Origin of the sequence: Bradyrhizobium sp. WSM2793 (genome assembly GCF_000379585.1) — a bacterium.
Taxonomy (GTDB): domain Bacteria; phylum Pseudomonadota; class Alphaproteobacteria; order Rhizobiales; family Xanthobacteraceae; genus Bradyrhizobium.
On record NZ_KB902770.1, the window covers coordinates 123,051 to 149,625 of the forward strand.

Sequence of the window (26,575 nt, forward strand, 5' to 3'; positions counted from 1 at the left end):
ACGATGGAGCAAGCGATGACCGCGCACCGCAAGACCAACGGCGACACCGCCGCCAGTTTCGTTCGCCGCCACATCGGCCCGTCGGCGCGCGATGTCACCGCCATGCTCGAAACCGTCAGCGCCAAGAGTGTGGACGCGCTGATGGCGGAGACGCTGCCGGCCTCGATCCGGCAGGCCGCCCCGCTCGACCTCGGCAAGCCGCTCAGCGAGACCGAGGCGATCGCGCATATGGGCGAGCTCGCACGGCAGAACCAGGTCTTCACCTCGCTGATCGGCCAAGGCTATTCCGGCACGATCCTGCCCGCGGTGATCCAGCGCAACATCCTGGAGAACCCGGCCTGGTACACGGCCTACACGCCCTACCAGCCCGAGATCAGCCAGGGCCGGCTGGAAGCGCTGCTCAACTTCCAGACCATGATCTGCGACCTCACCGGGCTCGACGTCGCCAACGCCTCGCTGCTCGATGAAGCCACCGCGGCCGCCGAAGCCATGGCGCTCGCCGAGCGTCACTCGCAGGTGAAAGCGCAAGCGTTCTTCGTCGACAAGGACGTGCATCCGCAAACGCTGGCCGTGATGCGCACCCGCGCCGAGCCGCTCGGATGGACTCTCGTCGTCGGCGATCCCCTCACCGATCTCGACCAGGCCGACGTGCTCGGCGCGCTGCTGCAATATCCGGGTTCTTCCGGCGCGGTGCGCGACCTCCGGCCTGCAATCGCCACGCTGAAGGCCAAGGGCGCACTCGCGATTGTCGCCGCCGACCTTTTGGCGCTGACGCTGCTCGCCTCGCCGGGCGAGTTAGGGGCCGACATCGCGATCGGCTCGGCCCAGCGCTTTGGCGTGCCGATGGGCTATGGCGGACCGCACGCGGCCTACATGGCAGTGCGCGATGCGCTGAAGCGCTCGCTGCCCGGCCGCATCGTCGGCCTCTCCGTGGATTCGCGCGGGGCACCGGCCTACCGCCTCGCGCTGCAGACCCGCGAGCAGCACATCCGCCGCGAGAAGGCGACATCCAACATCTGCACCGCCCAGGTGCTGCTCGCCGTGATCGCCTCGATGTATGCGGTCTATCACGGGCCCGAGGGCCTCTCACAGATCGCGCGCAACGTGCATCGCCGCGCCGCCGTGCTCGCGAGCGGCCTGCGCAAGCTTGGCTTTGCGCCTGACAGCGAGAATTTCTTCGACACGCTCAGCGTCGATGCCGGCGCCAGGCGCGCCGAGATCGTCGCGCGCGCGGCGGCCGAGAAGATCAATCTCGGGGTCGGCGACACCAGCTTGCGCATCGCGCTCGACGAGACCACAACGCCCGCGACGGTCGAAGCAGTCTGGCGCGCGTTCGGCGGCAAGCTCGCCTATGCCGAGTTAGAGGCGACCACGCGCGAGGCGCTGCCGGAGGCACTGAAGCGCGCGACCTCCTTCCTCACCCATCCCGTCTTCCACGCGCATCGTTCGGAGACCGAGATGCTGCGCTACATGCGCAAGCTCAGTGACCGCGACCTCGCGCTCGATCGCGCCATGATCCCGCTGGGATCCTGCACCATGAAGCTGAATGCGACCACCGAGATGATGCCCCTGACCTGGCCGGAGTTCGGCTCGCTGCATCCATTCGTGCCGCGTGAGCAGGCGGCAGGCTATCACGCGCTGTTCGCGCGGCTGGAAAAGTGGCTGTGCGACATCACCGGCTATGACGCGATCTCGCTGCAGCCGAATTCCGGCGCGCAGGGCGAATATGCCGGACTTCTTGCCATCCGCGGCTATCACGCCGCGCGCGGCGAGAGCCATCGCAAGATCTGCCTGATCCCCTCCTCCGCCCACGGCACCAATCCGGCCTCGGCCGCGATGGTCGGCATGGACGTGGTGGTGGTCGCCTGCGAGACAAACGGCGACGTCGACGTCAATGATCTCCGCGCCAAGGCGGAGAAGCATTCGAGCGACCTCGCCGCTGTCATGATCACCTATCCCTCGACGCACGGCGTGTTCGAGGAGCACATCCGCGAGATCTGCGACATCGTGCATGGCCATGGCGGCCAGGTGTATCTCGACGGCGCCAACCTCAACGCGCAGGTCGGCCTTAGCAGGCCCGGCGATTACGGCGCCGATGTCAGCCATCTCAATCTGCACAAGACCTTCTGCATCCCGCACGGTGGCGGCGGCCCCGGCATGGGCCCGATCGGGGTCAAGGCGCACCTCGCCCCGTTCCTGCCCGGTCACCCCGCGACCCAAGGCGATGCTTCGGTCGGCCCGGTCTCGGCGGCGCCGTTCGGCTCGGCCTCGATCCTCACCATCTCCTACATCTACATTTTGATGATGGGCGGCGAAGGCCTGAAGCGCGCCACCGAGATCGCGATCCTCAACGCCAATTACATCGCAGCGCGCCTCGATCCGCACTTCCCGGTGCTCTACAAGAACGCCAAGGGCCGCGTCGCGCATGAGTGCATCGTCGACCCCCGTCCGCTGAAGACGACGTCCGGCGTCACCGTCGACGACATTGCAAAACGCCTGATCGATTACGGCTTCCACGCCCCGACCATGAGCTTCCCGGTGCCAGGCACGCTGATGATCGAGCCGACCGAGTCGGAATCCAAGGCCGAGCTGGATCGGTTCTGCGATGCCATGATCGCGATCCGGAAAGAGATCGCCGAGGTCGAGGCCGGCCGCTTCAAGATCGAAGCCTCGCCGCTGCGCCACGCCCCGCACACCGTGCACGACATCGTGGACGACGATTGGAAGCGCGCCTACACCCGCGCCGAAGGCTGCTTCCCCGCGGGCACCTCTCGCACCGACAAATATTGGAGCCCCGTCGGCCGTGTCGACAACGTTTACGGCGACCGCAACCTCGTATGCTCCTGCCCGCCCGTGAGCGATTACGCGCAAGCTGCGGAGTAAGCCACGACGGAGGTCTCGTCGGCGGAGCTCTCGTAGGGTGGGCAAAGCGTCAGCGTGCCCACCACCTCTTGCTTGTTGAAAATGGTGGGCACGGCGCTTGCGCGCCTTTTTCCACCCTACGGCACCGGATGCGCCGCTATGGCGCAATCAACAGCCGGCCTTCACGATCCCAGCGCCAGAGCCGTTCGTTGGTGAGTTCGGTCCCGCCCCACCAGCGATAAATCCGGTTGTGGCGCCACATATCATCCTCGCGCGCAAAAATTGAACGCCCGAGTTCAGTGAGCGTGACCTTCCACTCGCTCCTGCCGAAATAGCGATCCTCATTGTCGAATGCCGGATCGCCCAGCAGGATCGGCGGGGCCGGGTGCGCCCCCAGTTCGAGCAAGGCATCAAACGCGTCGTTTTCGTCAAACACATTGCGAAGCCACCTCGCTCCCTCGACGATCCTCGGGTCGGTGTGCCCATCGTTCACAAACTCCAGAATATCCATTTCGCTGGCACCCAGGCCCGTCACACTGTCCGGAAGCTCTTCGAGCAACGCGATGAGCGCCGGCCGAAGTCTCGGCAGGGCCGTCAGATCCGTCATCAGAAGATCGAAGCAGGGCTTTGGCGTTTCAGCCCGATAGGCTTGCCAGGCGCGGCGTGCCAAGGCCAAATGGTTTTCGGTCACCTTGAAGGCCGGCAGCTTCCATTTTGCGACAGATTCCGGAGCATAGTCCGCAACATGATCATCTGTGTGCGCCAGACTGAGCTTCGTCGTAATCTCCTTGTAGGGGCGAAGCAGGTCCAGCAGCCAGATCAGCACAAGCTGATCGTTTGGTCGAGGGTCGACCCAGATTTCAATTGAGTCGAACTTCGCACACAGCTCGAAGAAACCGATATCACGCGTTCCGAACCCCTCCAGCGAGCCGCGACAAGCCTCATCGAGCCAATGATCGCCAGGATTGCCGTGCTTCGCCGATCGGCGCTCCAACCCAAGCAATAGTTGTTCCTCGGGAGGCAATTTCCTCCACACGAAGCGTAGATTGAATCCAACCACGACATTCGCGAGGCGCGACTGGGCAAGCACGTCTTCGTCAAGGTGGTTCGTGGATAAGATCAAATGAGACACGATCGCCTCTTAAAAATTGATTCGCGTACAGGAACGCTGAGAGCCTTGCGCGCCCTTAGTCAGGTGCGATCAACGCGCGGTGCTCGGCGTCCCATCGCCAAAGCCGTTCGCTGGTGAGAAGTGTGCCACCCCACCAGCGGCGAAACGGATTATGGCGCCGAAAGTCCTCTTCTCCCGTCAGCACCGCCATCCCGAAATCGGTGAGCGACATTAGGGACTGCTTGTATTGCGCGAAACGGCGAGCATCGTCATGCATGTCGAGCGTGAATGGCCCCTCCTCCAGCCCGGCTACGGCCGGCACTGGACATCGCGCGAGTCCATCGAGCAGCGCGCCGACCTCCCAGTAATCGTACACGCGCCGGTCGTTGGGTTTCTGATGTCCCGGGAAGACGTGAAAGGGCTGCACTTCGCCCGGCGCGATGAGTTGCAGCATCCGTTTCTCCGTGGTCCCGAGGCCGCTGGTCACGTTTGGAAGCTCTTCGAGCAGGTCAACAACGCAATGCTCGAGCTGCGGAAGCGGACTCAAGTCCGCTTCAAGCAGGTTGAACCAGGCCTGCGGCGTGGGTCCGCAATAAGCGGACCATGCGCGACCGGCCAGTTCAAGGTGATCTTCCGCAAGTTTTCCTATTGGCGGATTCAGCTTCACAAGTTGCTCCGGCGCGACATCACCCACGGCAAAGTCCAGGTGACGTATCGAGAGCTTGGAAACTGCCGCTTTCTCGGTGCTGCAATGATCGAGCAACCAAAGCAGAATTAACTGTGCATTTGGCTCTGATCCCATCCACAGTTCGGCCGTGTCGCATTCGGACAACAGGTCGACCAGTCCGCGCCCCCTCACCCCAGACCCTTCCAGACGCCAGGCCGGGGTGTGGTCCAGCCAGTGCAGGCCGAGCGCTTGGGTCGTTCGCGGGGAGAAGAATGCCCGGTGTTCCGCATCAGACGGCAGCGGCCCCAAGACAAGCCGGCGCCCGATCGCAAGGACGAGATCGCCAAGGCCGGCGCCTTGTATCGCGCCGGCGGCGGACGAATCGGTCGTCACGATGAGCCGCGTCATGCGGGATCCTCAGGGTTTCGTCAGGACTGCGCCGTAGCGCCATAGCTTATCATTGGTCAGATGCGTGCCGCCCCACCAGCGGTCGATCGGATTGTATCGGCTGAAATCCTCCTGATGGGCCAGGACAGCCTTCCCGAACTCGGTCAACGACAATCGGCTGCGGAGATAGACCTCATGCCGAGCCCTTAGATTGCCGTGGTCGATTGTACGCAGTTCATCGCCCAAACCGGCTACGGCGGGCCTGGGGCCAAGCGCGAGCCCCTCCAACAGCGAACCCAAATCAAATTCGCTGAACACGTACGTGCGCCGCTGCGAGCGCAGATGAAACAGGGCGTTCGTATTTGCAAATCCTCTGGAAAGCAGCTCCAGGAATCGCATCTCGGTCGCACCAAGACCCGTCGAGGATGACGGTAGCTCTGCCAACAGCTCTTGCAATGCCGGTCGCAACATCAACAAGGCGCTCAGATCGCTCCAAAGTAGGTTGGCGCAGGCCTCGGGCGTCGGCGTGCGATAGGCCTGCCAGGCCATTCTGGCAGTGCTAAGTTCACGGGCCTGAACATCCACCATAGGAATATGCGACGCGGACGCTTCGGAAACTCGGTCTCTCAGATCGAAGAGATCGGATGCAAGCAGACGCAACCTGAGTTTTTTCAGCAACTCAGGGTATGAGGCAAGATAGTCGAGCAGCCAGATCAGCTGCAGTTGATCGTCTGGGCTCGGATCGAACCAAAGTTCGATCTCGTCATAGCGCTCGCAAAAATCGGCAAAGGGTAGCTTCCTGAGTTCCTTGAACTTGGAGGGCCATTTTGTACCCCAATCCGACCAATGATCGCCCGGCCTGAGCGTCCCTGACTGCGCCCCGAAATAGGCTGCGAAATAGTCGGACGAAGGCAACGGCCCCCACGTGAAGCGAAAAAAGAACAGAACGACGATCTCGGCCAGCTTCGATTTGGCGAGATTGGCGCCGGCCGCACTGGTCAGGATCAGACGCTTCATCACACCACCACCCGATCCCGACAACGCAAAACGAAACGGGCGCTGACGACGTCGGCAACTCAACGTCTTCAGCGCCCGCTCCTCGCGAAAAGCTTTCGCGGTTCGTCTTACTCGTCTGCCGGCTCCTCGCCGTCGGCGTCGCTCTCGGGCGTACCGGCCAGAATCTGCTCGGAGATCAGACCGGAGTTCTGGCGGATCGAGGTCTCGATCTTGGCGGTGATGTCGGGGTTGGCCTTCAGGAAGGCTTTCGAGTTCTCGCGACCCTGGCCGAGACGCTGGCTGTCATAGGAGAACCAGGCGCCGGATTTCTCGACGATGCCGGCCTTGACGCCGAGATCGAGGATCTCGCCCATCTTGGAGACGCCCTCGCCGTACATGATGTCGAACTCGACCTGCTTGAAGGGCGGTGCCAGCTTGTTCTTGACCACCTTGACGCGCGTGGTGTTGCCGACCACTTCGTCGCGCTCCTTGATCGCGCCGATGCGGCGGATGTCGAGCCGGACGGAGGCATAGAACTTCAGCGCGTTGCCGCCGGTGGTGGTCTCGGGCGAGCCGTACATCACACCGATCTTCATGCGGATCTGGTTGATGAAGATCACCATGGTGTTGGACTTGTTGATCGAGGCCGTCAGCTTGCGCAGCGCCTGGCTCATCAGGCGCGCCTGCAGACCCGGAAGCGCATCACCCATCTCGCCTTCGAGCTCGGCCTTCGGCACCAGCGCTGCGACCGAATCAACCACCAGCACGTCCACCGCACCCGAGCGCACCAGCGTGTCGCAGATTTCCAGCGCCTGCTCCCCGGTGTCGGGCTGCGAGATCAGAAGCTCGTCGATGTTGACGCCGAGCTTGCGGGCATAGACCGGATCGAGCGCATGCTCGGCGTCGATGAAGGCGCAGATGCCGCCCTTCTTCTGCGCTTCCGCCACCGTGTGCAGCGCCAGCGTGGTCTTGCCCGACGATTCCGGCCCGTAGATCTCGACGATGCGTCCCTTGGGCAGACCGCCGATGCCGAGCGCGATATCGAGCCCGAGCGAGCCTGACGACACCGCCTCGATGTCCATCGACCGGTCGTTCTTGCCGAGCTTCATCACCGAGCCCTTGCCGAACTGACGCTCGATCTGAGAGAGCGCGGCGGCCAGAGCTTTACTCTTGTCCATGGAAGATCCTTCGACGATACGCAGGGCAGTGGCGGACATTGGGTCGTGCTCCTTATGGCGAGGATTCGCGTGAGGGACAAACGATTGGCGAGGCGGCTCGTCGATAAAAGTAACGTACCCCATTTGTTCTAGGTTCGCAATATGTTCTTTTGCGGATTTGGGGGTTGTCCGTGAGCATCCCCCCAGTCCCTCTCCTCATTCGCGTTGTGCACACAACTGGACAGACGCCGGTCCCGTTAATGGTCCTCAATGGGCCATCACCGCACGAACCGTGGCCACTATCGGTGATGAGAACGCCCGATTGCGCTCCCGCCTTCCTCGCACGGAAAGGAGCGCGCCATGCTCAAGCGGCGACGTTTCAAGCAGCAGCTGACGCTTCAAGATCGACTCTCCGCCTGGGTGAAGCAGGTCGAGGAGCAGGCCTCCAGGCTTCCGCCCGGGCCCGAGCGGGACGCCCTGTTCAAGAAGGCCCGCCAGGCCGATGTCGCCAATCATCTGCACGACTGGGTCATATCCCCCGGGCTGCAACCGCCGAAATAACAGGGCTGCCGCAACGTCATTGCCCGGCCGAAGCTGACGCGCATCAAAGACGCATGGCCCGGCCGCCGTCAGAATTCCGTAATCCTGCGGCACCGAACCTTTTCGCGGTCTTGGGCCTTCTCCAGGATGGGACCGCAACTTTGGGGATCTCAGTCATGACGGACAACACGAACCGCGACACGATCAGGCGCAATCCCCTGCTGGAGGCGGCGCAGGAGGAGCTGATGAAGTTCGAGCGCGCGGAAAACGAGTTCCGCAAGAAGGACCGCCAAGAGCGCGCCGCCGAGCTCCACCTTCCCCTGAACGAAATCAAGATCCACTAAACCTGGCCCGGGGGCCGGCGTCCGAAGCTGATAAGGGCGCGCCGGCGATGCGGCTGGCGGCGGCGGCGGGAAGCAGTCGTCCGATCACCGCAAGGTGTCGGCAGCGCAGCTCGAGTCGATTTGAGCGGTTCCACGGGGCGCATCGCGCGGAATGACGGTATCTAAACACTACTCATAAGTCACTGAAAGAACAACCGAATTTCCATGCCGCCTACTGTGCATGGGGTTGTTTTTCCAGTTTTGAGAATGCGGCACGCCCCGTAACCCGTCATCCGGGGAAAGGCTGCCGCTCGCGCGCCTGTTTTAAAGCAGCGCCAGCAGCACGAGGCCGATCACCAGCACCACGAAGCCAGCCGCTGTCGCGGCGGCGAATGACCGCTCTACGTTATCCATGATGCCACCCCGTGGTCGGCGTGCCACGTTTCCCCCATGGCTGCGCCGAACGATGTGGAATCTTGCCGACCGGTGTGTCCGCAGTTGTGCGAACGGATGTCGAAATTGGGACCGGTGCGGGGCCAGTCTGCGGCCTCGACGCTCGGCCCGGAAATCCGCCGCCTGTCAGGCTGCCGTAAGCGCAGCCGGCTAGAATGATGTGGCTATGGTGTTGCAGCCCAGCACCTCAGCCTCCAATAACTTTTTGCCCCGCCTGGCTCTCCCCAGGCGGGGCTTTTTCATCCGTGCCGGGCGGTTCGCGGATCTCTCTCCTCCTGGGTCAGGAGCAGCGAGAAAGTGCGGATCGCGGGCGCAGCCAGCAGAACGATCGGCAGCATCGCGGCCCATGCGATCAGCCACGACACCATCCAGTGCCCGACGAAGCTCATCGCGCTGCCGGCGGGCAAGCTGGCGATCCCCGCCGCGATCAGCGAGGTCAGTCCGGACTGGATGATTCCGAAGACGAAATGACTGTAGCGGCGGGGAATGCCGAGCATGACCGGGCCCATGTTGTTTCTTGCCGTCGTTCAGACCAAGCAAGGCATATGCCGCCGCTTGCAGGGAAATCAGTGATCCTCGGCGGGGCCCCCCGCGGCCCCGTCCGATCGGCGTACCGGCGCAACCGGGTGCAGCCCAGGAACTTTGTTCATGGTCGGAGAACCACGGGTATGCGACAGCCTTACTGTCTCACGGCCCGGCGTCTTTCGAAAGCCGGCTCCGCTTGTTTCGGCGCACGCGCGCTTTCGAGATATCCCCGAACTATCCGGGGCTTACCGACAGAATTTGCTTGTCTCCGGAATATTGGGACGCCCAACATGTTTGCAGACATGGAGAGTGAATCGTGGGGAGGTCACCATGAATCACAGGGGCATCGAATTCACTGTCGCCAAGACGGCGATTCCCGGAATCTGGCAATGGCAGTTCCGCATCGGCGAGCAGGTCAAGACCGGCAAGACCGAGACGAAAATCGATCTGTTGGCGATCCGGCGCGTGCAGCTGCGCATCGATCGGGAGCTGAAGCGATCGGCCGGGCCGACTGAACCGGCCGGATGAAGGTCGGCGTCGGATGGCGCCTTGTGCCGCCGCGGCTGGCGGCGGAACATCATCCGTAGCCGCCCGGAATTGATCTGACGGTGGTTTGGGATTGGACTGCGCGCGCTCATGGCCCTGGGGGCAAGGCCATCACGCGCGCGATCGGTGCCAGCCATGCCACTGTATTTCTTTCGAATCCGGAATGGCCGTTATTCGGGCTGCGCGGACCAGGCGACGGAATTCGCCGATCGCGATTCGGCCTGGAAAGAGATGACCAATGTCTGCGCCGACATGACCGCCGGCATTGCCCGCAAGCTCCAGGAAAATTCCGAATGGCACATGGAGCTGCTGGACGAGGCCAAGGAGCCCGTGTTCCGGATCCGCATCGTTGCCGAAACCCTCGACTAGCAAGCAGCTTCAATCCGCGCTGGGCAGCCGCCGCATGGTGAATTCGATGTCGCCGCCGGGCAGCTCGCGCCAGGTCTCGACCGCGCTCATGTAGCCGGCCTTGGGGTAGCGGGCGAAGAAGGCCTGCGCCCTTTCCCGTGCCGCCGCGCGCGGCAGCGTGAAGGTCTCGCGCAGATAGCCGTCGCCGACCGTTTGGCCCGGCTTGCCGGCGATCTTGCGCCGGCCCGCCATCCGCTCGGCGAGATCCCGCGGACGATCGGCCATGTCCTCCTCCTCTACGCGCTACGGTCCAGCCAAATGTAGGGCGTGGGCCGGACGAAGAGGAGTCCCCTCCCGAAGGCGTTGTGCCGCCCCCGGATGGAGCTGCGGTCAGCTGGCGCCGCTCGTCAGTTGGCGGCGGTGCCGCTCTTGGACTTCTTCGGCGCGCTGGTTGCAGCCGAGGCCTTCGGCGCCGCCGGCTGCTTCGGCGGATCGGAGCGCATGCCGCCCCAGGGATCGTTGGACGTCTTGGAATCCGGGATCTTCTTCAGCGTTTCCTTATAGGCCTTGTCACGCTCGGCTTCCGCGGCCTTTTCCTCGGGGGTCTTGCTCGGGGCGTCCTGCAGCAAATTCAGATTGGGCATTTGCGCATAGGCAGGTCCCGCCAGCACGGCCAGCACCGCGGCCAAACGGAAAAGCTTCATCGTCTACTCCTTGATCATCCATGGAGGCACGGTTCGCCCGCGCCTGGTCATCCTTGTCGCGGCCGGTCGCGACCGCCGAGGCCGTCCGGGCCCCTAGAGCCGATCCGATCTGCACGATTTCGGCGCATGCAGCCAGTCGTCCCAGATCGGACCGCATTTGGTGCACCCGCTCAGCGCGAGGCCGAGCGCGGCCATACAAAAGACGAGGACACACCGACGCAACATCATCCACCCATACCCCGAGCAAGCCATCATATCGGGCCAAGTCAGGCATTTTCAAGCCGACGGGACCGGCCCCAGACCGGGTGACTTTGCCGCGCCGATGCGCGCACAATGGGACGAAACATCCGGCAATACAGAAGAGCGCGCCAGCAATGCAAATGCAGCCAGACACCGAATTCGGCCTCTCCGACGCCAGACGCATCCTCGGCGAGATTATTGCGCCCTGGGTCCAGGATCTCAATCTTGCGGTCGAGCGCCTCGAGCACGTGCAGCCGGCGGATGCGCCGGACTGGCAGCCGGGCGCACTCCTGCGCATGCCGTTCTCGGAGCGGCTGTGCCGGAACGGCGGCATGGTCTGCGGCCAGGCCCTGATGGCGCTCGCCGACACCGCGATGGTGATCGCGAACCTCGCGGCCAATCGCGGCTACCGCCCCATGACCACGGTCGACCAGACCACGCATTTCATGCGCGCGGCCTCCTCGTCGGACGTGCTGGCGGACGCGCGCGTGGTGCGGCTCGGGCGCACCATGAGCTTTGGCCGCGTCACGCTGCTCTCGGCGACCGACAACAAACCGATCGCGATGGTATCGAGCGCGTTCGCGATGCTGCCGGGCTGAGCAGCATCTCAAAAGAAGAGAGCCGCGTGGGCGCAAAGCGCACCGCGGCTCTCGATGACGTTCTCATCAAAGCGAGAGACGGAAAGCACGATTGCGTCCGCGCTTCAGTCGGCAAGCTTCAAAGGTGGCTTCAAAGATTACTTGCCGAGCACTTCGTCGGCTGCGGTGACGATGCTGGCGGTCGGATTCTTTCCGCAATAGGCACCGAACTTCTTGGCGTTCTCGATGAACACGTCAGTGTCGATGATCGCGTTGTCCTCGTCGCCCTTGTACCAGCCGTCCATCCAGGTCAGCACGACCTGGATGTTGTCTTCGCCGCTCTCGAGGAACTGCTTGCAGCTCATGGTCGAAAGGTCCCACTTGACGGCGTGGGCGGGCATCGACGACAGCGAGAACGCGGCGGCGAGCAAAATCGAAAGCGTGGTCTTCATCAGTATCTCCATCGGCGCGTAGCGCCATAAAAGAAGTGCGTGTGGGGAAAGTCGGCGGAGAGATTCTCCGCGTCAACGTCGTAAACGAAGTCTGAAGCGCTGTGCAAGTAGCGCCAGTATTGAGTTTAGTTCAACGTAATTTCTATGCATTACTTCACAATCATCATGATGGACCAACGCGGATGATCGAGAAGCGTACAGCGCAGCGGCACCGTGTTTTCAAGGGTGGAACGATCACCTTCGAAAGCAGCGGCATCCCCTGCACCGTGCGAAACATGTCGGCGGGCGGCGCGGCGATCGACCTCGACACCCCCGTCACATTGCCGCAATCGTTCACGCTATCGATCGCGCGCGACGATTTCGTGCGGAATTGTCGCACAGTTTGGCGCAGTGACAAGCGCGTCGGCCTCGCCTTCGTGCAATAGCGCGCGCGATGTGAACGAACGTTCGCATCGCATCCACAACACGATTATGATTGCGTGATACGACGACGGCGACGCCAGCGCAGGCTTGCGATCACGAGCGCGGCGATTGCGATTCCGATCGCCGCGGATGCTCCGAAAAATCGTCCACCGGGACGATCGATGGTGCGCGACCACAATGTCGGCGCCTCGCCCGGCCGCGCCAGGCGGAACGCGACCACGCTGTCGCCGATCGAGGTGCCGACTTCGGAGTGGCCGCCGGCGCCGATCGCGACATATTGCTCGCCCTTCCACAGATAGGTCATGGGATTGGCGACGCCGGGCACCGGCAGCCGTCCCTGCCACAGTTCCTTGCCGCTTCGCGCATCGAAGGCGCGCAGATAAGCATCCATCGCGCCGGTGAAGACGAGGCCGCCTGCCGTGACCGCCACTCCGTTGACGAGAGGCGCGCCCCAGGGCAGCGGCGCGCCGAGTGGTGCCAGGTCTTCGGTGGTCCCGACGGTCGAACGCCAGAGGATCTTGCCGGCCTTCAGATCGACCGCAACCATCTCGCCCCAGGGCGGCTTGTTGCAGAGCAGACCGAGCGGCGACATCGCCACCGCGCGCGACATCGCAAACGGCGCGCCGCGCTGCTGGCCGAAATCATGCCCCGGCGGCGGATTGAATCCGGCGGCCTCGGTGCGCGGGATCAGCCTGATGAGATGAACGGCGCGCCCGGTGTTGGCGTAGAGAATCTGCCGGACCGGATCGAAGGCCGCGCTGCCCCAGTTCACGCCGCCGCCGGTGAAGGGAAATTCCAGCGTGCCCCGCACGGAAGGCGGCGTGAACAGACCCTCGTTGCGCGCCTCCGTAAACAGGCGCTCGCAGGACGAGGGGCGCAGTTCCGGCAACAGCGAGAGCGCGTCGTCGGTCGAGATCGCCTGTGATGTCAGCGCCGGCACATGCGTCGGAAACGGCTGCGTCGGCGACAACGTTTCCCCTTCCGCGCCGCCCTGCGGCACCGCACGTTCTTCCACCGGCCAGACCGGCTTGCCGCTATCGCGGTCGAGCACGAAGACAAAACCTTGCTTGGTCGGCTGGATCACGACGTCGCGCTGGCCGTCTCCCGCATCGAGGCGCGCAAGCGTCGGCTGCGCCGCCAGATCGTAATCCCAGACGTCGTGGTGCACCGTCTGGAATGCCCATGCGAGCTCACCGGTCTCGATGCGCAATGCGACCACAGAATTGGCATGCTCGTTGTTGCCCGGCCGCTTGCCGCCCCAGAAATCCGGCGACGGCGAAGACGTCGGCAGGAACACCAGGCCGCGCGCCGTGTCGACCGACATCGGCGCCCAGACATTGGCGTGCCCGGCTTCGATGCCGTCACGCTTGAGCGGCTCGAAGCTCCAGCGCGCCCGGCCGGTGCGCGCATCGAACGCACGTACGACGCCGCTCGGCGCATCGACGCGTCGGTTGTCGGAGATCGAGGAGCCGACCACGACGACACCGCGACCGACGGCGGGCGGCGAGGTGATCTGGAACTCGCCGGGCCATTCCAGGGCAATACCGATATCGAGCTTCACTTCGCCACTATTGCCGAAACCGGCACAGGGAATTCCCGTCTTCGCATCGAGCGCGATCAGGCGGACGTCGTTCGTGCCCATGAAAATGCGCGACCGACAGGCGGCATTCGCGGGCGCCTCATCGTCGGTCCAGTGGGTGACGCCGCGGCAGACGTAACGATTGGCGGGACGCTGATTGGTCGCGATCTTCGGATCATAACGCCATTTCTGCGCGCCCGAGCCGGGATCGAGCGCAATCACCTCGTTGAAGGGCGAGCAGAAGATCAGGCTGTCCTCGACGAACAGCGGCGTTGCCTGGAATTTGGTTCGCCGCATCACCTGCGGCGGGCGCACCGCGAGATCGCCGGTGCGGAATTCGAAGGCCCGAACCAGATTGCCGACATTGTCGGGCGTGATCTGTTGCAGTGGCGAGAAGCGCGAGCCGCCGGCATCGCCGCCCCAACTCTCCCAGGCCGCGCTTGGCCGCACGGCGATCAACAGCAGCGCAACGAGCCCGATCGGAAATCGCAGGCCGGTCCGCAACGCTCGCCTCGCCCTATTTCGGCTTCTTGGCGGGTTCACTCGGGCGGGCCCCGCCCCACGGGTCGTACTTGTCCTTGGGCTCGGGAATGCGCTCAAGCGCGGCCTTGTAGGCTTTCTCGTCGACCTTGGGCTTGTTGTCCGCCGGTTTAGCTGCCTCATTGGGTGGCCGCCGGCCCTGCGCCTGCGCCGATGCAACCGTCAGCGCCATGACCGCAGCCGCGATGACCAAAATCCTCATTGATGCAACCCCCCTCGTCTGGGGTACAAACTTAGCCTGCAATTCCGGAATATGAAATGCCGCGAGTTCCAGGACCTCCTGGAGACTTCAGCAAATCTTGATCGCCGGGGACTTCGCCGGATCGCATTCCTGCCTATCTGTTGGCCCGCAGGGGACCTTCACGGATGTTACGGATCATTGCTCATGCGGCGCTGCTCGCCGGCGCGCTCGCGCTCGGCGCCTGCGGCTTTGCCGACAGCCGCGCGCCGGTGCCGGAATTCATGCGCATGAAGGAAACCGAGCAGCCGCCGCCTGAACCCGCCCCCGACGTCAAGCGCGTGGTGCGCGAGCAGATCGACGTCGTCTTCCTTGCCACCTCCTATCCGCGCGAGGTGCACGTCGCTGCGCCCCACCGCGAGGTGCGCGGGCCGGGCTGGACCGCCTGCGTCCGGGCCCAGCTCACCTCTGCGACCGGCACCTCGCTCGGCGCCCAGACCTACATCGTGACGATATCAGGCGGAAAAGTGGTCGACCGCCGCCGGGCAGAAGCCGAGGACATCTGCGGAACGGAAACCTACGAGCCGATCTAGCAGCGAATCTGCGTAACAAAGCTCCGGTTCCGGGAAAAACCAGCATCGCAACCGGGAACGATCGCCGCCTCCCCTTCTTGTTACCGCCGAGGGCAGTTTCGGTGGAGGACACGATGAAGACATTTACGATTGCGCTGTTGGCGGGTGTCGGCGCGCTGGCCGCGGCAACCGGTGCCAAGGCGGCGGACATCTATTCGACCAGCGAATACACGAACCCCGATCTCATTCAGGAAGTCCGGCTTGTCTGCGACGACGCCGGCAATTGCTACCGCACCCGCGGCGGCTCGCGCGTGATCGTGCGCGACTCCTACGCGACCATGCCGCGCGATCGCTATTATGAGCGACGCACCTATCGCGACTGGGACGATGGTCCGCGTGCCGGCGTCGGCATCCGGACACCCGGCGTCAGCGTGGGCGTCGGTGTCGGCGACCGCTGGTAGTTGATAGATCGAGCACGGACGGGACCGGACGAGACAACTCGCCCGGTCCCGTCGCGTGCTTGACTCAGATCACCACGTCAGGCGGCGACGGATTGCTGCTGAAACTGCTCGTAGGCCGCGATCGCATCGGCGGCGTACATCAGCGACGGTCCGCCGCCCATGTAGACGGCCATGCCGAGCGTCTCCTCGACCTCCTGGCGCGTCGCGCCGAGCTTGACGAGGGCTTCGGCGTGAAAGCCGATGCAGCCGTCGCAACGCGCGGCGACACCGAGCGCCAGCGCGATCAGCTCCTTCGTCTTCTTGTCCAGTGCACCCTCGTGCGTGGCAGCCTGGGCGAGTGCGGAAAATCCCTTCATGGTCTCGGGAATGTCGCTCCGCAGCTTGCGCATGTTGGCGGAGATTTGCCTGACGATGTCGGGATAGTTCTTGTCCATGATCTTTACTCTCTGCAGTGACTTCAGGTTTCGAGCGGATCGGCCGGCGCGACGAAGCGCGTCAGCGACGGCAGGTGGGCGACAAAGCGTGCGAGCACCATGCCGGCACACATCGCCGTGACGAAGATGAAGGCCGAAGAAGACCCGAACCCGAGCGCGGTCAGCGCCGGCCCCGGACAGAAGCCGGCCAATCCCCAGCCGATACCGAAGATCGCCGGACCTGCGACGATTCTGGGATCGATATCGTTTCGCGTCGGGAGGAAAAATCGTTCGGCAAAGAACGGACGGGCGCGCCGCAGGACGCGATTGAAGCCGATGAAGGTCACGGCCACCGCGCCGGCCATCACGAAGGCAAGGCTCGCATCCCATGTCCCCGCCGGAATGCCGCCGACGTCGAGGAAGTTCAGAACCTTCGCCGGGTCGGACATGCCGGAGACGATGAGGCCGAGACCGAAGATCAGGCCGATCACGAATTGAACGAGAATGGCCATCGGCGTCAGCTCCAATGCCGCGTCAGGAAGACGGTCGCCATGCCGGCTGCCATGAAGGTCACGGTCGCGACCAGCGAACGCGTGGAGAGCCGCGACAGGCCGCAGACGCCGTGGCCGGAGGTGCAGCCGCTGCCCCACACCGAGCCGAAGCCGGTGAGCAGGCCGCCGACAATCAGCATTGCCGTTCCCGCCTCGATCGTCTGCGACGGCAGGCCTCCCGTGGCGAGCCGCACCAGCACGGGCGCGGCGACAAGGCCGGCGACGAAGGCGAGCCGACCGGCGAACTCGCCGTCCTCATAGGGCGGAAACAACCGTGCCGCGATGCCGCTGACGCCGGCGACCCGTCCCTTCGCCCACATCAGCAGAACGGCGGACAGGCCGATCAGCACGCCGCCCACAAGCGAAGCCATTGGCGTGAAAGACGTTGCAACCATTCGACCCTCCGGACCGAGAGCGCCCTTCACGGGCGGCGAATACCTTTATTTCAATTGTTTCTTATTTTCGAATATACTAATATATCAGCCGACCATGAATCGCAAGCCCCGCAATCAGGAATTGATCGCTCTGGAGGAGAAGGCCGAAGAGGCCTCCCGCCTCCTCACCGCCATGGGCAATCCCAAGCGCCTGCTGGTTCTCTGCAACATGCTGGAGGGCGAAAAGTCCGTCGGCGAACTCGCCGAGATCGCGGGCCTGTCCTCGGCGGCGCTATCGCAGCATCTCGGCAAGATGCGCGCATTGAGCCTGGTCAAACCCAGGCGGGACGGCCAGACGATATACTACAGCATCGCGAGCCGGGAAGTCCGCGTGGTGCTGGAGACTCTGTACCGCCTCTTCTGCGCACCCTAGGACTTCGCCGGCGCAAACGCGGGAGCGCGGCATGACCGACGACACTTTCATCGAAGGACCTCTCTACGAGAAGCGCAGGAAGGTCTATCCGCAATCGGTCCACGGGCCGTTCCGCCGCATCAAATGGGCGATCCTCTGCGTCACGCTCGGGATCTATTATCTCCTGCCGTTCGTGCGCTGGAATCGCGGACCCGGCCTGCCCGACCAGGCCGTGCTGATCGACTTGCCGCATCGCCGCTTCTATTTCTTCTTCATCGAGCTGTGGCCGCAGGAAGTGTATTACTTCACCGGCCTGCTCATCATCGCGGCGATGGCACTGTTCCTGATGAACGCAGTCGCGGGGCGACTGTGGTGCGGCTATTTGTGCCCGCAGACGGTGTGGACCGATTTGTTCTATGCCGTGGAGCGCTGGGTCGAAGGCGACCGGCGCGAGCGCATGCAGGGCGACAAGCGCTACTGGACGTTCGACCACATCCGAAAGGTCGCGCTCAAGCACTTCCTCTGGATCATGATCGCCTGGTGGACCGGCGGCGCCTGGGTGCTCTATTTCGACGATGCGCCGACGCTGGTGAAGGAGCTCGCAACCTTCCAGGCCCCGTTCATCGCCTATCTCTGGATCGGCATCCTGACTGCAACGACCTACGTCTTCGCCGGCCACGCCCGCGAGCAGATGTGCATTTATATGTGCCCCTGGCCGCGCATCCAGGCGGCCCTGACCGATGAATGGGCCCTCAACGTCACCTATCGCCGCGACCGCGGCGAGCCGCGCATGTCGGTGAAGAAGGCGGAAACCGCCCGCGCTCTTGGCGATTTCGCCGGCGATTGCGTCGACTGCCACCAATGCATCAACGTCTGCCCGACCGGCGTCGACATCCGCCACGGCATCCAGCTCGGCTGCATCCAGTGCGGCCTCTGCATCGATGCCTGCGACAACGTCATGCGCGAGATCGGCCGGCCCAAGGGCCTGATCGGCTACGACACCGACATCAACATGCAGCGCCGGCGCGAAGGCAAGCCGCCGATCTATCGCATCGTTCGCGCGCGCACGCTGATCTATACCGCAGCCATTGGCATCGTCGGCACCATCATGGTCTACACCCTCGCCACGCGCGCGACCATGGACGTCAACGTGCTGCACGAGCGCAATCCTCTGTTCGTTCAGCTCTCGGACGGCGGCGTGCGTAACGATTACACCGTGCGCATCCTCAACAAGGGCGCACAGCGATCGTTTGCGATCGAGGTCTCCGGGCTGCCCGGCGCGAACATTCGGATTGCGGGCATCGAAGCCGCTCCCGTCGTCGAGGTCGGACAGGACCAGACCCGCGAGGTCAGACTGTCGGTGCAGGTCGGGCCTGCCGATCTGCCGAAGACCTCGCGCGATGTCGAGGTCACGATAACCGATACCGCCGGCGGTGGACGGGCAAGCGCCCGTGATCACTTCCTGCCCGGCGACAAGTAAGGTCTGCGTTGAGCAATCCGGCGCAGGATGCTCAACGAAACGTTAACATTACCGTTCGAATTGGAGCCGCGTCCCAACGGTATTTTCCAATCTTTGCGCTAAGCATGACCACGTGACGCGGCATTTGCCCGCGTGAACGGGACGAGGGGACGTGGTCGATATCGCGCAGCAGGCAGCGATCCATGCGGCATCGGCAGAGGATGCCACGGCGGCGCGCGTCCCGCTCGCGGCGATCGATCCTGGCCAATGGCGCGCGCTCGCGCAGCGGGCGATCGAGCCGAACGGATATTACCTGCCCGCCTGGGAGCTCGCCGTCAGCGCCACCGCGCGCGGCCGCACGAACGCCTCGGCCCTGCCCGCATTCGACGGCACGTCGACGCGGCTGATCGGGCTGATGCCGGTGGTCCCGCTGTGGCACGCCCTGAAGATTCCCCTGCCCGCGCTGGTGAGCGCGCATCCCTACGGCACGCTGTGCAGCCCGCTGATCGACCGCGACGCCCCGATCGAGGCGGCCACGCAGCTGTTGCAGCGGGCACGCGAGGCCGGCGCGCATGCGCTCGTGCTGAACGACGTCGCGCTCGACGGCGCCGCGATGACTGCGCTCGAGCAGGTCCTGATCCGCGACGGCCTGAGGCCGCGCGTCCTTTCCTCCTACATCCGCGCCAGCCTCGATGCGACGCAGGATGCCGAGACGCTGCTGCGCGACGCACTGGGCACCAAGAAGCTCAAGGAGCTGCGCCGACAACGCCACCGCCTCGAAGAGCACGGCCCTGTTACATTCGACGTCGCACGCCGGCCTGACGAGATCGGGCCCGCGCTCGAAACATTCCTGCAGCTCGAAGCCAGCGGCTGGAAGGGCAAGCGCGGCACCGCGCTGGTTCAGCATGCCGGCGATGCGACCTTCATTCGCCGCGCGGTGCCGGCGCTGGCGGAGACCGCGCAGTGCGAGATCGTCACGCTTCGCGCCGGGACGACACCGGTGGCCGCGGGCATCGTGCTGCGCCACCAGGATCGCGCCTTCTTCTTCAAGCTCGGCATCGACGAGCGCTTTGCAAGATATTCGCCGGGCGTGCAGCTGACGCTCGATCTCACTCGCCACCTCTGCGCCGATCCCGCCATCACCAGCGCGGATTCCACCGCGAGCGCCGATCACCCCATGATCAACCCGATCTGGCGCGGGCGCTTCGCGGTCGGCGACGTTCTGATCCCGCTGCGGCGGCACGATCCGGTCGTGGCGCTGATTCACGCAGCACTAGCCGGACTCAATGCCGCGCACGAGGGCGCGCGACACGTGGTCCGCCGGCTCCGCAAATAAGCGAAAGCTACTCCGCCGCCTGGGCGTTGATCTCCTCCGAGACCTGGCGGATGGCGCGCGCGAGCAGGTTCGGGTCCTGAGCACCGGAGACGGCATATTTCTGCGCGAACACATAGGTCGGTACGCCGGAAATTCCCTTCTCGGCCGCCTCCTGCGCATCGGCCGAGACGCGCGCAACGTCTTCGTCGGTGGCAAGGCGCCGGCGCACGTCCTCGGCGTCGAGGCCGACATCGGCGGCCGCCTGCACCAGCACGTTCACATCGGTGAGATCGCCGCCGTCGCGGAAATACAGCTCCATCAGGCGCTGCTTCATCTCGGGCGCCTTGCCGATCGCTTCCGCCCACAGGATGAGGCGATGGCAGTCGGTGGTGTTGGGCTGCCGCGCCACCAGCTCGGGCTTGTAGAGAAGGCCCTCCTCGCTCGCGGCCGCAACGACGCGTCCGGCAATGCCCTTATAGGCCTCGACCGAGCCGAACTTCTGAGTGAGATAGGCCTCGCGGCTGATGCCCTCGCGCGGCACCCAGGGATTGAGGAAGAACGGGCGGAAATTGAGCTTGACCGGAACGTCCGGCACCAGCGCCAGCGCACTCTCGATCCGGTGCTTGCCGATATAGCACCAGGGGCACACCACGTCGGAGACGACATCGATCTGGAGCGGTTTCAGCGTGCTCATGTCAGGCGCCTCCTTCGGGCGGGTCACGGGTTCGCCGGAAGATAAGCCGAACCGGGGGCGGCGCAAGCCGCCGGTCCTGCATGGCTCACGACTTCACCTCTGCGGTTATTGTGACCGCTGCACCCCGCCCCGATACTCGCGGCCACAATCAAGTCCGAGAGGAGACCGCGATGAGCGCCATTTTCAGGCCGGAAGGCCAACAGTTCCGGGCTACGGAGCATGCCGGCGGTCCGTGGTCTCCGGACATGCTGCAGGGAAGCGCCACCACTGCCCTGATGACCCGCGAGGTCGAGCGTCTTGCCGTCGAATCCGGCTTTGTTGTGCGACGCCTGACCTTCGATCTGTGGCGACCGGCGGGCCTCCGCGCCTTCAGGCCCGTCAGCGAATTGCTGCGCGACGGCCGCAAGGCCAAGACCTTGCAGGTGCGGCTGATGGACGGCGAGACCGAGATCGGCCGCTGCACGGCGCTGCTGACGGCGCCGAGCGGGGAATCCCCCACCGATCCCTTTGCGAGCCCCATGGCGCTCGACAAGGCGCCCGAGGCGGGCAGCCCGCCGCCGGCCTTCGCGCAGAAATGGAGCCGCTATTTCCAGAACGTGTCGGTGCGGCTGATCGAGGGCGCGCTGGAGAAGCCGGGCCCGGCGGCGGCCTGGATGCGGCTTGACGCGGCGCTGGTCGAGGGCGAGCCGAACACGCCGCTGCTCCAGGCGGTGCAGGCCGCGGATTTCGCCAGCGGGGTCGCGCAGATCGTCGACATGCGCGACTGGACCTTCATCAATCCCGAGATCAGCCTTTACTTCTTCCGTCCGCCCGAGAGCGAATGGATCCTGATCCGCGCCGCCACGCGCGTTGGCGCCAACGGCGCCGGCCTCACCACGGCGACCTTGAGCGATCTCAAGGGTCCGTTTGCCGAGGTGATGCAGGCCATGAGCTTCGAGCGGCGTGAGGCCGCGCAAGCTCAGGCGTCTTGAGCCGCAAACGCGACCAGGGTCGCCTCGGAGGCGGCATCAACAGGCATGAACATCTCGACGCGCAACTCCTGCAGCGTCACGTCCTGCGGCGTGCCTAAAGTCAGAACCGCGCCGATCAGTGAGACGCCGGCGTCGCCCTTGCGCAGGCGCACCTCGCAGAGCGGCCCCGGCACGGCGTTGTCCTCGATCCCAAGCGCGGGAAGCTCCGGCAGCCGCATCAATTCGCGCCAGGTCGATTGCAAGGCTTCGTCGAGCGGCGCGGCCATTGCCTCATGGCGGGCGCGCGACAGCAGAGCCGCGGCCACCATGGTCCAGTTCTCGACGAACGGCTTGAGCTCGTTCGGCGCCAGGAACATGCGCATGTGATTGAGCGGCCGCTGCATGCGCTCAGGTCCGAGCAGCATCGTCATCAGGCGCGATGCGGCACGGTTGGTCTGCATCACGTTCCAACGCCGGTCGGTGACGATCGCGGGAAACGGCTCGTGCCGCCGCAGCAGAAGATCGATGGCCCGGCGCGCATCGGCAAGCTCGGGCGCGGCGAGATCGCGCTCGCCATATTGCCGGGCGAAGCCGCCGGCCTCGAGCAGCGCGTTGCGGTCGCGCAGCGACAAATCGAGAGCGGATGCGAGTTGCAGCAGAATGTCCCGGCTTGCCGCCGCCTTGCCGGTCTCGACATAGCTCAGATGCTTGACCGAAATGCCGGCCTCGAATGCCAATTCCGCCTGGCTCAACGCCCGGCGCATGCGCCAGGCGCGCAAGAGATCGCCGACGGGATTGGCCGGGCGCAATCGCCGAAACGAGCGTGTGTCCATCGACGGATTATGCGGGGATCGCTGCTGCCTGTAAACGGCGCTATGGCAGCCCGGCCGCCATCTGCTTCAGCCGTTCGGCGGTGCGCTCGTCCGCCGGGAAGAAGGTCTCCAGCGCCAGCTCCGACAGGGTGATGTCGACGGGCGTGCCGAACACCATGGTGGTGGAGAAGAAGCTCAGGATTTCACCGCCGTGACGCAGCTTGAACGGGATCGCGACGTTGTCGCTCGACAGCGGCCCCGTCCGCGCCGGGATCGGATAGCTCTTGAGGTCGTTGTAGAGCTTGATCAGCTCAGGATCGGCCGTCACCTCGCATTGGCGGTGCAGACGCTCCAAAAGATGACCGCACCACTCCGCAAGATTGACCGTGCGCGGCGCCAGCGCCTCGGGATGAAAGGCGAGCCGCAGCACGTTGAAGGGCTGGCCGAGCAGCCGCTGCGGAATGCCGTCGAGCAGCGGCGCCACCATGCGGTTCGCCGATACCAGGTTCCAGTGCCGGTCCACCGCGAGCGCGGGATTGGGCTCATGCGCCCTGAGCACGAGGTCGATCGCCTGGCGGGCTGATTTCAAGGCCGGGTCCTCCAGCGGGCGCTGCTGAAACGCGGGCGCATAGCCGGCGGCGACCAGCAGCACGTTGCGTTCGCGCAAGGGCACGTCGAGACGCTCGGCAAGCCGCAGCACCATGTCGCGCGAGGGCGCGGCGCGGCCGGTCTCGACGAAGCTTAGGTGACGCGCCGAAATTTCGGCCTCGCCCGCGAGATCGAGCTGGCTCATGCGGCGGCGCTGCCGCCATTCGCGCAAATGGTCGCCGATGTGAACCGGCTGGCTGCGGTCGGCCTGTGCCGTGGATGCATGTGCGTTCATGACCAGAAACCTATCATGCCGATTTCGGCCCTTCCATTACCCACGAGGTAACGGATATTGGCACCTAGCTAACTGAAATCGTTCAGTTTGTTTGCTACGGGTCTGGCCCATACCAACAGAAATACCAACAACCCCAAGAACAACTTCCGACACGAATAAATATTTAGGCCGAGCCGATTGGTAGCCGGAATTAAGAACCAATCACTGATCGCCCCACTAGGAGGGCGCCTCTCGCCATTGCTAGACTTGCGAGCGAACACGCGACCTGGAGCACGTTCACTCCGTAAGGTCGGCCGCAAGTCGAACTCATCCAGTACCAGGCAACGTGAGCTAGCGTGGATCAGTCCAGTCCATCATGGGGGCCACGGAAAAGCGATAGTCTTGATATTTCAATAAGTTGTCCTATTCTTTCAATGGACTAGAACGTGAACCAGGTGCACACGTGTGCACTTAAACTAGCCCAAATTGCACACGTTTGTACCGCATTTGATCTCCCGGTGCACACGTAGCGCACACGAAATCGGGGTGGAGTGCACACGCAATGCCGACGTTTACAAAACTCAGATCGGGAAGCTGGCGCGTTCAGGTCAGGAGGAAAAACGAGTACATCGCAAACACGTTCGTGCGACGGCGCGATGCTGAAGAATGGGCGCTTGATGTGGAGCGCTCTATCGATCGCGGCACCCCAATTCGACGTTCCCGGCCTTTTGAGCAGCCTCGAATTTTTTCCGATTTGATCACCCTGCATCTCGACGATCTTGCCCAGGTCGGCAAGCCCGTACGACGATCCAAGTCGATGGTGCTCAAGGCCCTCAAGATCTCGCTTGGACGAACAAACCTCAAAGAGCTGACCAGGGAGAGATTGATTGAGTTCGGGCGAAAGCGAGCTGCTCAAGGCGCTGGACCGGCGACCCTTGCGATCGATTTCTCATTCATCCGAACGATCCTACTTCACGCTGCCGCAGTCCACGGCATTAACGTTTCAGTCGAGAACGTACAGCTGGCCAGAGCTGCGCTAAAGCACCTGGATCTCGTCGGAAAGTCAAACGAGAGAGATCGGCGCCCTAGCCAAGACGAACTCGATCGACTGATCGGATACACCGAATCTAACGCCCAACAGTATCTACCACTCGGTAGAATTGTTCGCTTTGCTGTGGCGACAGCAATGCGCCAAGCTGAGATCTGCCGCATCGAGTGGACTGATGTCGACATGTCAAAGCGAACCGTCACTATTCGCGACCGCAAAGATCCTCGACGCAAAGACGGAAACCACCAAGTGGTTCCTCTCCTCAATTCGACCGGGTACGATGCCTGGCAGCTTATGCTCGAGCAGCGGATTCTCACGCGCGGCCTCGGACGCGTTTTTCCATACCACTCGAAGTCGGTAGGAGCTGCCTTCCGCAGGTCATGCAACGCTATCGATATAGATGACCTATGCTTTCACGATTTGCGCCATGAAGGAACAAGTAGACTCTTCGAAGCGGGCTTTTCGATACAGCAGGTTGCGATGGTGACAGGCCATAAAGACTGGCGAATGTTGCGCCGATATACAAATCTCAAGCCCGAAGATCTGCACAAGATGCAGAAAGCTGCACAGCCATCCATGGAGCAATTCCTAGCCACCTTGGTCGTCAGCTAGAGCGCGACCTTCGTCAAATTTGAACCTGCTCGCTGAATATGTAACTGCAAGGGATCGTCTTGCCTGCTTTGGCCTTGAGAGCGCACTTCGGCGGGTAACTGCATCACGTCAGCCTTGCGCCATGAGCTGACTTGCGACAGGTGGTGGCTGTCGGCGGAACGCAGACTCATGATGGGCTTTCCGGCCCGCTGTGAGTCCGTCTTAGCGATACACGGCGCGTAGGCGAGAAGCCGTAACACTCAACCCGCCAAAAATGGCCCACTTAAAAAATGACGGGTTTCAGATCGGACCCATAAGGCTCCCCGAAGCCAACTCTGGCCAAATCCGGTCCTTCGGCTTCTGATCGCCGCAGGGGAATGAGCCCGCTTAATCGCGCATCCGAAGATCGGTGGCGATGAAATGCGTAATGGTTGGAGCGGCTGATGCGTTGACGCCGCCGATCGCATCCTGGATGCACGGTCAGCGTTTGTCACGCGCTGGGCTGCCTCAGGTGCTCGAGCCACGAGGCGACCTTGAAAGCCTCCAGGTTGCGGCCGTTCACAGCCGCGTCCTCGAAGAGATCCCACGCGTAAGCGCCGTCGCACCGTCGTTGCTGCTCCAAGCCGGCGATCGCCTGCAGAAGCGCTTCTCGTTTCGCTGGATCAATCCGGTATCCCACACCGGACGAGAAAGCGCCCTTTCCGATTGCCCGTTATTCGGGCGGCTAATGAGCCGAGCAGCGGCTCGAAGGCCCTTGCGAGCGGGCGCGCTGTTCTATTTGCCAGCGGGGCGGATCTCGTACGACGTCGTCGCCGCTGATGGCAGCGTCGCAGTGCGATGGCTATGTTTCCAATGTACCAGGACGAGGCTATTGCTTCCTCCCCGACGGATGACAGGCGGCAGCGATTTCGGCAGCCGTTCGGCGGCAGCCAACTCTATGGCCAACGGGTTTCCATCGAGTCGGCGACACCGAGTTCGAAGCGAAGCGCAGGCGCCTGACACGCCTGGCCCATCGGATGATGGGCTCGCTCGCCGAGGCGCAGGAGGTCGTTCAGGACGCATGGCTGCGGTGGGTCGGGGTGGAGGATTACGTCGATTCGCCTCCCGCCCATCTAACCCGCATCGTCACACGCCTGTGCCCTGACGACGCGCGCCGCGCGCGCGCGCCGGGAAGCCTACCTGGGACCCTGGCTGCCAGATCCTCTCGTGGGTTCCATGGAGCCAGACGAGACGGTCGCCAACGACGTCACGGTCACGTTGATGCTGGCCCTCGAGCGTCTGTCTCCTCTGGAGCGGGCCGCTTTTCTTCTCCATGACGTCTTCGACGTGCCGCTAACCGAAGTGGCCATCACCCCCGCGGGCCAGCCGCGGTCCGTACGCTCGCGGCGCGCGCTAGTGCTTGGATGAATAGAACGGATCCTGATCGAAGCCCGTGCAACTTCAAAGCGGTCG

34 protein-coding genes are annotated in these 26,575 nt (G+C 63.7%); 16 read left to right on the forward strand and 18 right to left on the reverse strand.

Annotation, left to right across the window (positions count from 1 at the left end):
- The first annotated feature begins 15 nt into the window (after positions 1-15).
- Entirely contained in the window at positions 16-2,883 is a 2,868-nt protein-coding gene (gene gcvP, locus A3AS_RS0105625; protein WP_026201700.1) for an aminomethyl-transferring glycine dehydrogenase, read from the forward strand.
- Between the two features lie 136 nt (positions 2,884-3,019).
- Here the strand turns inward: gcvP and A3AS_RS0105630 are convergent, their stop codons facing one another.
- The 4 genes from A3AS_RS0105630 to recA all read right to left on the reverse strand — a co-directional run bounded on the left by A3AS_RS0105630 (position 3,020) and on the right by recA (position 7,240).
- On the reverse strand, positions 3,020-3,994 hold the full coding sequence (locus A3AS_RS0105630) for a hypothetical protein (protein WP_063707536.1): 975 nt from the start codon (positions 3,992-3,994) through the stop codon (positions 3,020-3,022).
- Between the two features lie 55 nt (positions 3,995-4,049).
- Complete coding sequence (locus A3AS_RS0105635) at positions 4,050-5,048, reverse strand: hypothetical protein (RefSeq protein WP_018316622.1); 999 nt, start codon at positions 5,046-5,048, stop codon at positions 4,050-4,052.
- A 9-nt stretch (positions 5,049-5,057) separates the two neighbouring features.
- Positions 5,058-6,044, reverse strand: a complete 987-nt coding sequence (locus tag A3AS_RS0105640) for a hypothetical protein (RefSeq protein ID WP_018316623.1) — start codon at positions 6,042-6,044, stop codon at positions 5,058-5,060.
- Between the two features lie 107 nt (positions 6,045-6,151).
- Positions 6,152-7,240, reverse strand: coding sequence for a recombinase RecA (recA, locus tag A3AS_RS0105645; RefSeq protein WP_018316624.1), 1,089 nt, complete (start codon positions 7,238-7,240; stop codon positions 6,152-6,154).
- A 300-nt stretch (positions 7,241-7,540) separates the two neighbouring features.
- Between recA and A3AS_RS0105650 the strand changes: the two genes are divergently transcribed.
- Positions 7,541-7,741, forward strand: coding sequence for a hypothetical protein (locus A3AS_RS0105650; RefSeq protein ID WP_018316625.1), 201 nt, complete (start codon positions 7,541-7,543; stop codon positions 7,739-7,741).
- Positions 7,742-7,896: 155 nt separating this feature from the next.
- A complete protein-coding gene (locus A3AS_RS46470) occupies positions 7,897-8,064 on the forward strand; it encodes a hypothetical protein (protein WP_018316626.1) in 168 nt (55 codons plus the stop codon).
- A 671-nt stretch (positions 8,065-8,735) separates the two neighbouring features.
- On the opposite strand, the gene A3AS_RS0105665 is transcribed toward A3AS_RS46470, so the two are convergent.
- Entirely contained in the window at positions 8,736-8,993 is a 258-nt protein-coding gene (locus A3AS_RS0105665) for a DUF2798 domain-containing protein (RefSeq protein ID WP_026201701.1), read from the reverse strand.
- Positions 8,994-9,351: 358 nt separating this feature from the next.
- Here A3AS_RS0105665 and A3AS_RS0105670 point away from each other — a divergent pair, with 358 nt between their 5' ends.
- Entirely contained in the window at positions 9,352-9,549 is a 198-nt protein-coding gene (locus A3AS_RS0105670) for a hypothetical protein (RefSeq protein ID WP_026201702.1), read from the forward strand.
- A 153-nt stretch (positions 9,550-9,702) separates the two neighbouring features.
- Positions 9,703-9,936: a hypothetical protein gene (locus A3AS_RS0105675; protein ID WP_018316629.1), complete on the forward strand. Its 234-nt coding sequence runs from the start codon at positions 9,703-9,705 to the stop codon at positions 9,934-9,936.
- 9 nt (positions 9,937-9,945) lie between these two features.
- Here the strand turns inward: A3AS_RS0105675 and A3AS_RS0105680 are convergent, their stop codons facing one another.
- Both A3AS_RS0105680 and A3AS_RS0105685 read right to left on the reverse strand, forming a co-directional pair.
- On the reverse strand, positions 9,946-10,200 hold the full coding sequence (locus A3AS_RS0105680; RefSeq protein ID WP_018316630.1) for a hypothetical protein: 255 nt from the start codon (positions 10,198-10,200) through the stop codon (positions 9,946-9,948).
- Positions 10,201-10,322: 122 nt separating this feature from the next.
- Entirely contained in the window at positions 10,323-10,619 is a 297-nt protein-coding gene (locus A3AS_RS0105685; RefSeq protein WP_018316631.1) for a hypothetical protein, read from the reverse strand.
- 374 nt (positions 10,620-10,993) lie between these two features.
- Here A3AS_RS0105685 and A3AS_RS0105695 point away from each other — a divergent pair, with 374 nt between their 5' ends.
- Positions 10,994-11,458, forward strand: a complete 465-nt coding sequence (locus A3AS_RS0105695; protein ID WP_018316633.1) for a PaaI family thioesterase — start codon at positions 10,994-10,996, stop codon at positions 11,456-11,458.
- A 137-nt stretch (positions 11,459-11,595) separates the two neighbouring features.
- Here the strand turns inward: A3AS_RS0105695 and A3AS_RS0105700 are convergent, their stop codons facing one another.
- Positions 11,596-11,889, reverse strand: a complete 294-nt coding sequence (locus A3AS_RS0105700; protein ID WP_026201704.1) for an HdeA family protein — start codon at positions 11,887-11,889, stop codon at positions 11,596-11,598.
- Positions 11,890-12,071: 182 nt separating this feature from the next.
- Between A3AS_RS0105700 and A3AS_RS0105705 the strand changes: the two genes are divergently transcribed.
- Complete coding sequence (locus A3AS_RS0105705; RefSeq protein ID WP_026201705.1) at positions 12,072-12,314, forward strand: PilZ domain-containing protein; 243 nt, start codon at positions 12,072-12,074, stop codon at positions 12,312-12,314.
- A gap of 44 nt (positions 12,315-12,358) precedes the next feature.
- Here the strand turns inward: A3AS_RS0105705 and A3AS_RS0105710 are convergent, their stop codons facing one another.
- Together A3AS_RS0105710 and A3AS_RS0105715 are read right to left on the reverse strand one after the other, a co-directional pair.
- Positions 12,359-14,395 (reverse strand): PQQ-binding-like beta-propeller repeat protein, encoded by a 2,037-nt coding sequence (locus A3AS_RS0105710; protein ID WP_018316636.1) that lies wholly within the window; start codon positions 14,393-14,395, stop codon positions 12,359-12,361.
- 13 nt (positions 14,396-14,408) lie between these two features.
- On the reverse strand, positions 14,409-14,633 hold the full coding sequence (locus A3AS_RS0105715; RefSeq protein ID WP_018316637.1) for a hypothetical protein: 225 nt from the start codon (positions 14,631-14,633) through the stop codon (positions 14,409-14,411).
- 164 nt (positions 14,634-14,797) lie between these two features.
- Between A3AS_RS0105715 and A3AS_RS0105720 the strand changes: the two genes are divergently transcribed.
- Both A3AS_RS0105720 and A3AS_RS0105725 read left to right on the forward strand, forming a co-directional pair.
- Positions 14,798-15,202: a hypothetical protein gene (locus A3AS_RS0105720; protein WP_026201706.1), complete on the forward strand. Its 405-nt coding sequence runs from the start codon at positions 14,798-14,800 to the stop codon at positions 15,200-15,202.
- 113 nt (positions 15,203-15,315) lie between these two features.
- Positions 15,316-15,642, forward strand: a complete 327-nt coding sequence (locus tag A3AS_RS0105725; RefSeq protein ID WP_018316638.1) for a hypothetical protein — start codon at positions 15,316-15,318, stop codon at positions 15,640-15,642.
- 77 nt (positions 15,643-15,719) lie between these two features.
- Here the strand turns inward: A3AS_RS0105725 and A3AS_RS0105730 are convergent, their stop codons facing one another.
- From A3AS_RS0105730 to A3AS_RS0105740, 3 genes are read right to left on the reverse strand one after another with little or no spacing between them, the layout of a single operon-like run.
- Positions 15,720-16,076, reverse strand: coding sequence for a carboxymuconolactone decarboxylase family protein (locus tag A3AS_RS0105730; RefSeq protein WP_018316639.1), 357 nt, complete (start codon positions 16,074-16,076; stop codon positions 15,720-15,722).
- Between the two features lie 23 nt (positions 16,077-16,099).
- Positions 16,100-16,567, reverse strand: coding sequence for a DUF6691 family protein (locus tag A3AS_RS0105735; protein ID WP_018316640.1), 468 nt, complete (start codon positions 16,565-16,567; stop codon positions 16,100-16,102).
- A 5-nt stretch (positions 16,568-16,572) separates the two neighbouring features.
- Complete coding sequence (locus A3AS_RS0105740; protein ID WP_018316641.1) at positions 16,573-17,001, reverse strand: YeeE/YedE family protein; 429 nt, start codon at positions 16,999-17,001, stop codon at positions 16,573-16,575.
- Between the two features lie 94 nt (positions 17,002-17,095).
- Between A3AS_RS0105740 and A3AS_RS0105745 the strand changes: the two genes are divergently transcribed.
- The 3 genes from A3AS_RS0105745 to A3AS_RS0105755 all read left to right on the forward strand — a co-directional run bounded on the left by A3AS_RS0105745 (position 17,096) and on the right by A3AS_RS0105755 (position 20,187).
- Positions 17,096-17,413, forward strand: coding sequence for a helix-turn-helix transcriptional regulator (locus A3AS_RS0105745; protein ID WP_018316642.1), 318 nt, complete (start codon positions 17,096-17,098; stop codon positions 17,411-17,413).
- A gap of 31 nt (positions 17,414-17,444) precedes the next feature.
- Positions 17,445-18,872 carry a cytochrome c oxidase accessory protein CcoG gene (gene ccoG, locus A3AS_RS0105750; protein ID WP_018316643.1) on the forward strand — a complete coding sequence of 476 codons (1,428 nt, stop codon included), beginning with the start codon at positions 17,445-17,447 and terminating at the stop codon, positions 18,870-18,872.
- A gap of 151 nt (positions 18,873-19,023) precedes the next feature.
- Positions 19,024-20,187, forward strand: coding sequence for a GNAT family N-acetyltransferase (locus A3AS_RS0105755; protein ID WP_018316644.1), 1,164 nt, complete (start codon positions 19,024-19,026; stop codon positions 20,185-20,187).
- Positions 20,188-20,194: 7 nt separating this feature from the next.
- Here the strand turns inward: A3AS_RS0105755 and A3AS_RS0105760 are convergent, their stop codons facing one another.
- The gene (locus A3AS_RS0105760) at positions 20,195-20,860 is read right to left on the reverse strand and encodes a DsbA family oxidoreductase (RefSeq protein ID WP_020508626.1); all 666 of its coding nucleotides are present in this window, start codon (positions 20,858-20,860) and stop codon (positions 20,195-20,197) included.
- A gap of 170 nt (positions 20,861-21,030) precedes the next feature.
- Here A3AS_RS0105760 and A3AS_RS0105765 point away from each other — a divergent pair, with 170 nt between their 5' ends.
- Positions 21,031-21,831 carry a thioesterase family protein gene (locus A3AS_RS0105765; protein ID WP_026201707.1) on the forward strand — a complete coding sequence of 267 codons (801 nt, stop codon included), beginning with the start codon at positions 21,031-21,033 and terminating at the stop codon, positions 21,829-21,831.
- Here the strand turns inward: A3AS_RS0105765 and A3AS_RS0105770 are convergent.
- On the reverse strand, positions 21,819-22,643 hold the full coding sequence (locus A3AS_RS0105770) for a helix-turn-helix domain-containing protein (RefSeq protein ID WP_018316647.1): 825 nt from the start codon (positions 22,641-22,643) through the stop codon (positions 21,819-21,821). The genes A3AS_RS0105765 and A3AS_RS0105770 overlap by 13 nt on opposite strands.
- A gap of 40 nt (positions 22,644-22,683) precedes the next feature.
- Positions 22,684-23,505 (reverse strand): helix-turn-helix domain-containing protein, encoded by an 822-nt coding sequence (locus A3AS_RS0105775; RefSeq protein ID WP_018316648.1) that lies wholly within the window; start codon positions 23,503-23,505, stop codon positions 22,684-22,686.
- Positions 23,506-24,046: 541 nt separating this feature from the next.
- Between A3AS_RS0105775 and A3AS_RS0105780 the strand changes: the two genes are divergently transcribed.
- Positions 24,047-25,144 carry a site-specific integrase gene (locus tag A3AS_RS0105780; protein ID WP_026201708.1) on the forward strand — a complete coding sequence of 366 codons (1,098 nt, stop codon included), beginning with the start codon at positions 24,047-24,049 and terminating at the stop codon, positions 25,142-25,144.
- On the opposite strand, the gene A3AS_RS0105785 is transcribed toward A3AS_RS0105780, so the two are convergent.
- The gene (locus A3AS_RS0105785) at positions 25,141-25,314 is read right to left on the reverse strand and encodes a hypothetical protein (RefSeq protein WP_157644208.1); all 174 of its coding nucleotides are present in this window, start codon (positions 25,312-25,314) and stop codon (positions 25,141-25,143) included. The two genes, A3AS_RS0105780 and A3AS_RS0105785, sit on opposite strands and share 4 nt — an antisense overlap.
- Positions 25,315-25,613: 299 nt before the next feature.
- Positions 25,614-25,802, reverse strand: coding sequence for an MFS transporter (locus tag A3AS_RS48870; protein ID WP_018316651.1), 189 nt, complete (start codon positions 25,800-25,802; stop codon positions 25,614-25,616).
- 340 nt (positions 25,803-26,142) lie between these two features.
- On the opposite strand from A3AS_RS48870, the gene A3AS_RS43215 reads away from it, so the two are divergent.
- Together A3AS_RS43215 and A3AS_RS49945 are read left to right on the forward strand one after the other, a co-directional pair.
- Positions 26,143-26,439, forward strand: a complete 297-nt coding sequence (locus A3AS_RS43215; protein WP_371260660.1) for a sigma factor — start codon at positions 26,143-26,145, stop codon at positions 26,437-26,439.
- On the forward strand, positions 26,384-26,530 hold the full coding sequence (locus A3AS_RS49945; RefSeq protein WP_371260658.1) for a sigma factor-like helix-turn-helix DNA-binding protein: 147 nt from the start codon (positions 26,384-26,386) through the stop codon (positions 26,528-26,530). The genes A3AS_RS43215 and A3AS_RS49945 overlap by 56 nt, the downstream gene beginning before the upstream one ends.
- Positions 26,531-26,575 lie beyond the last annotated feature (45 nt).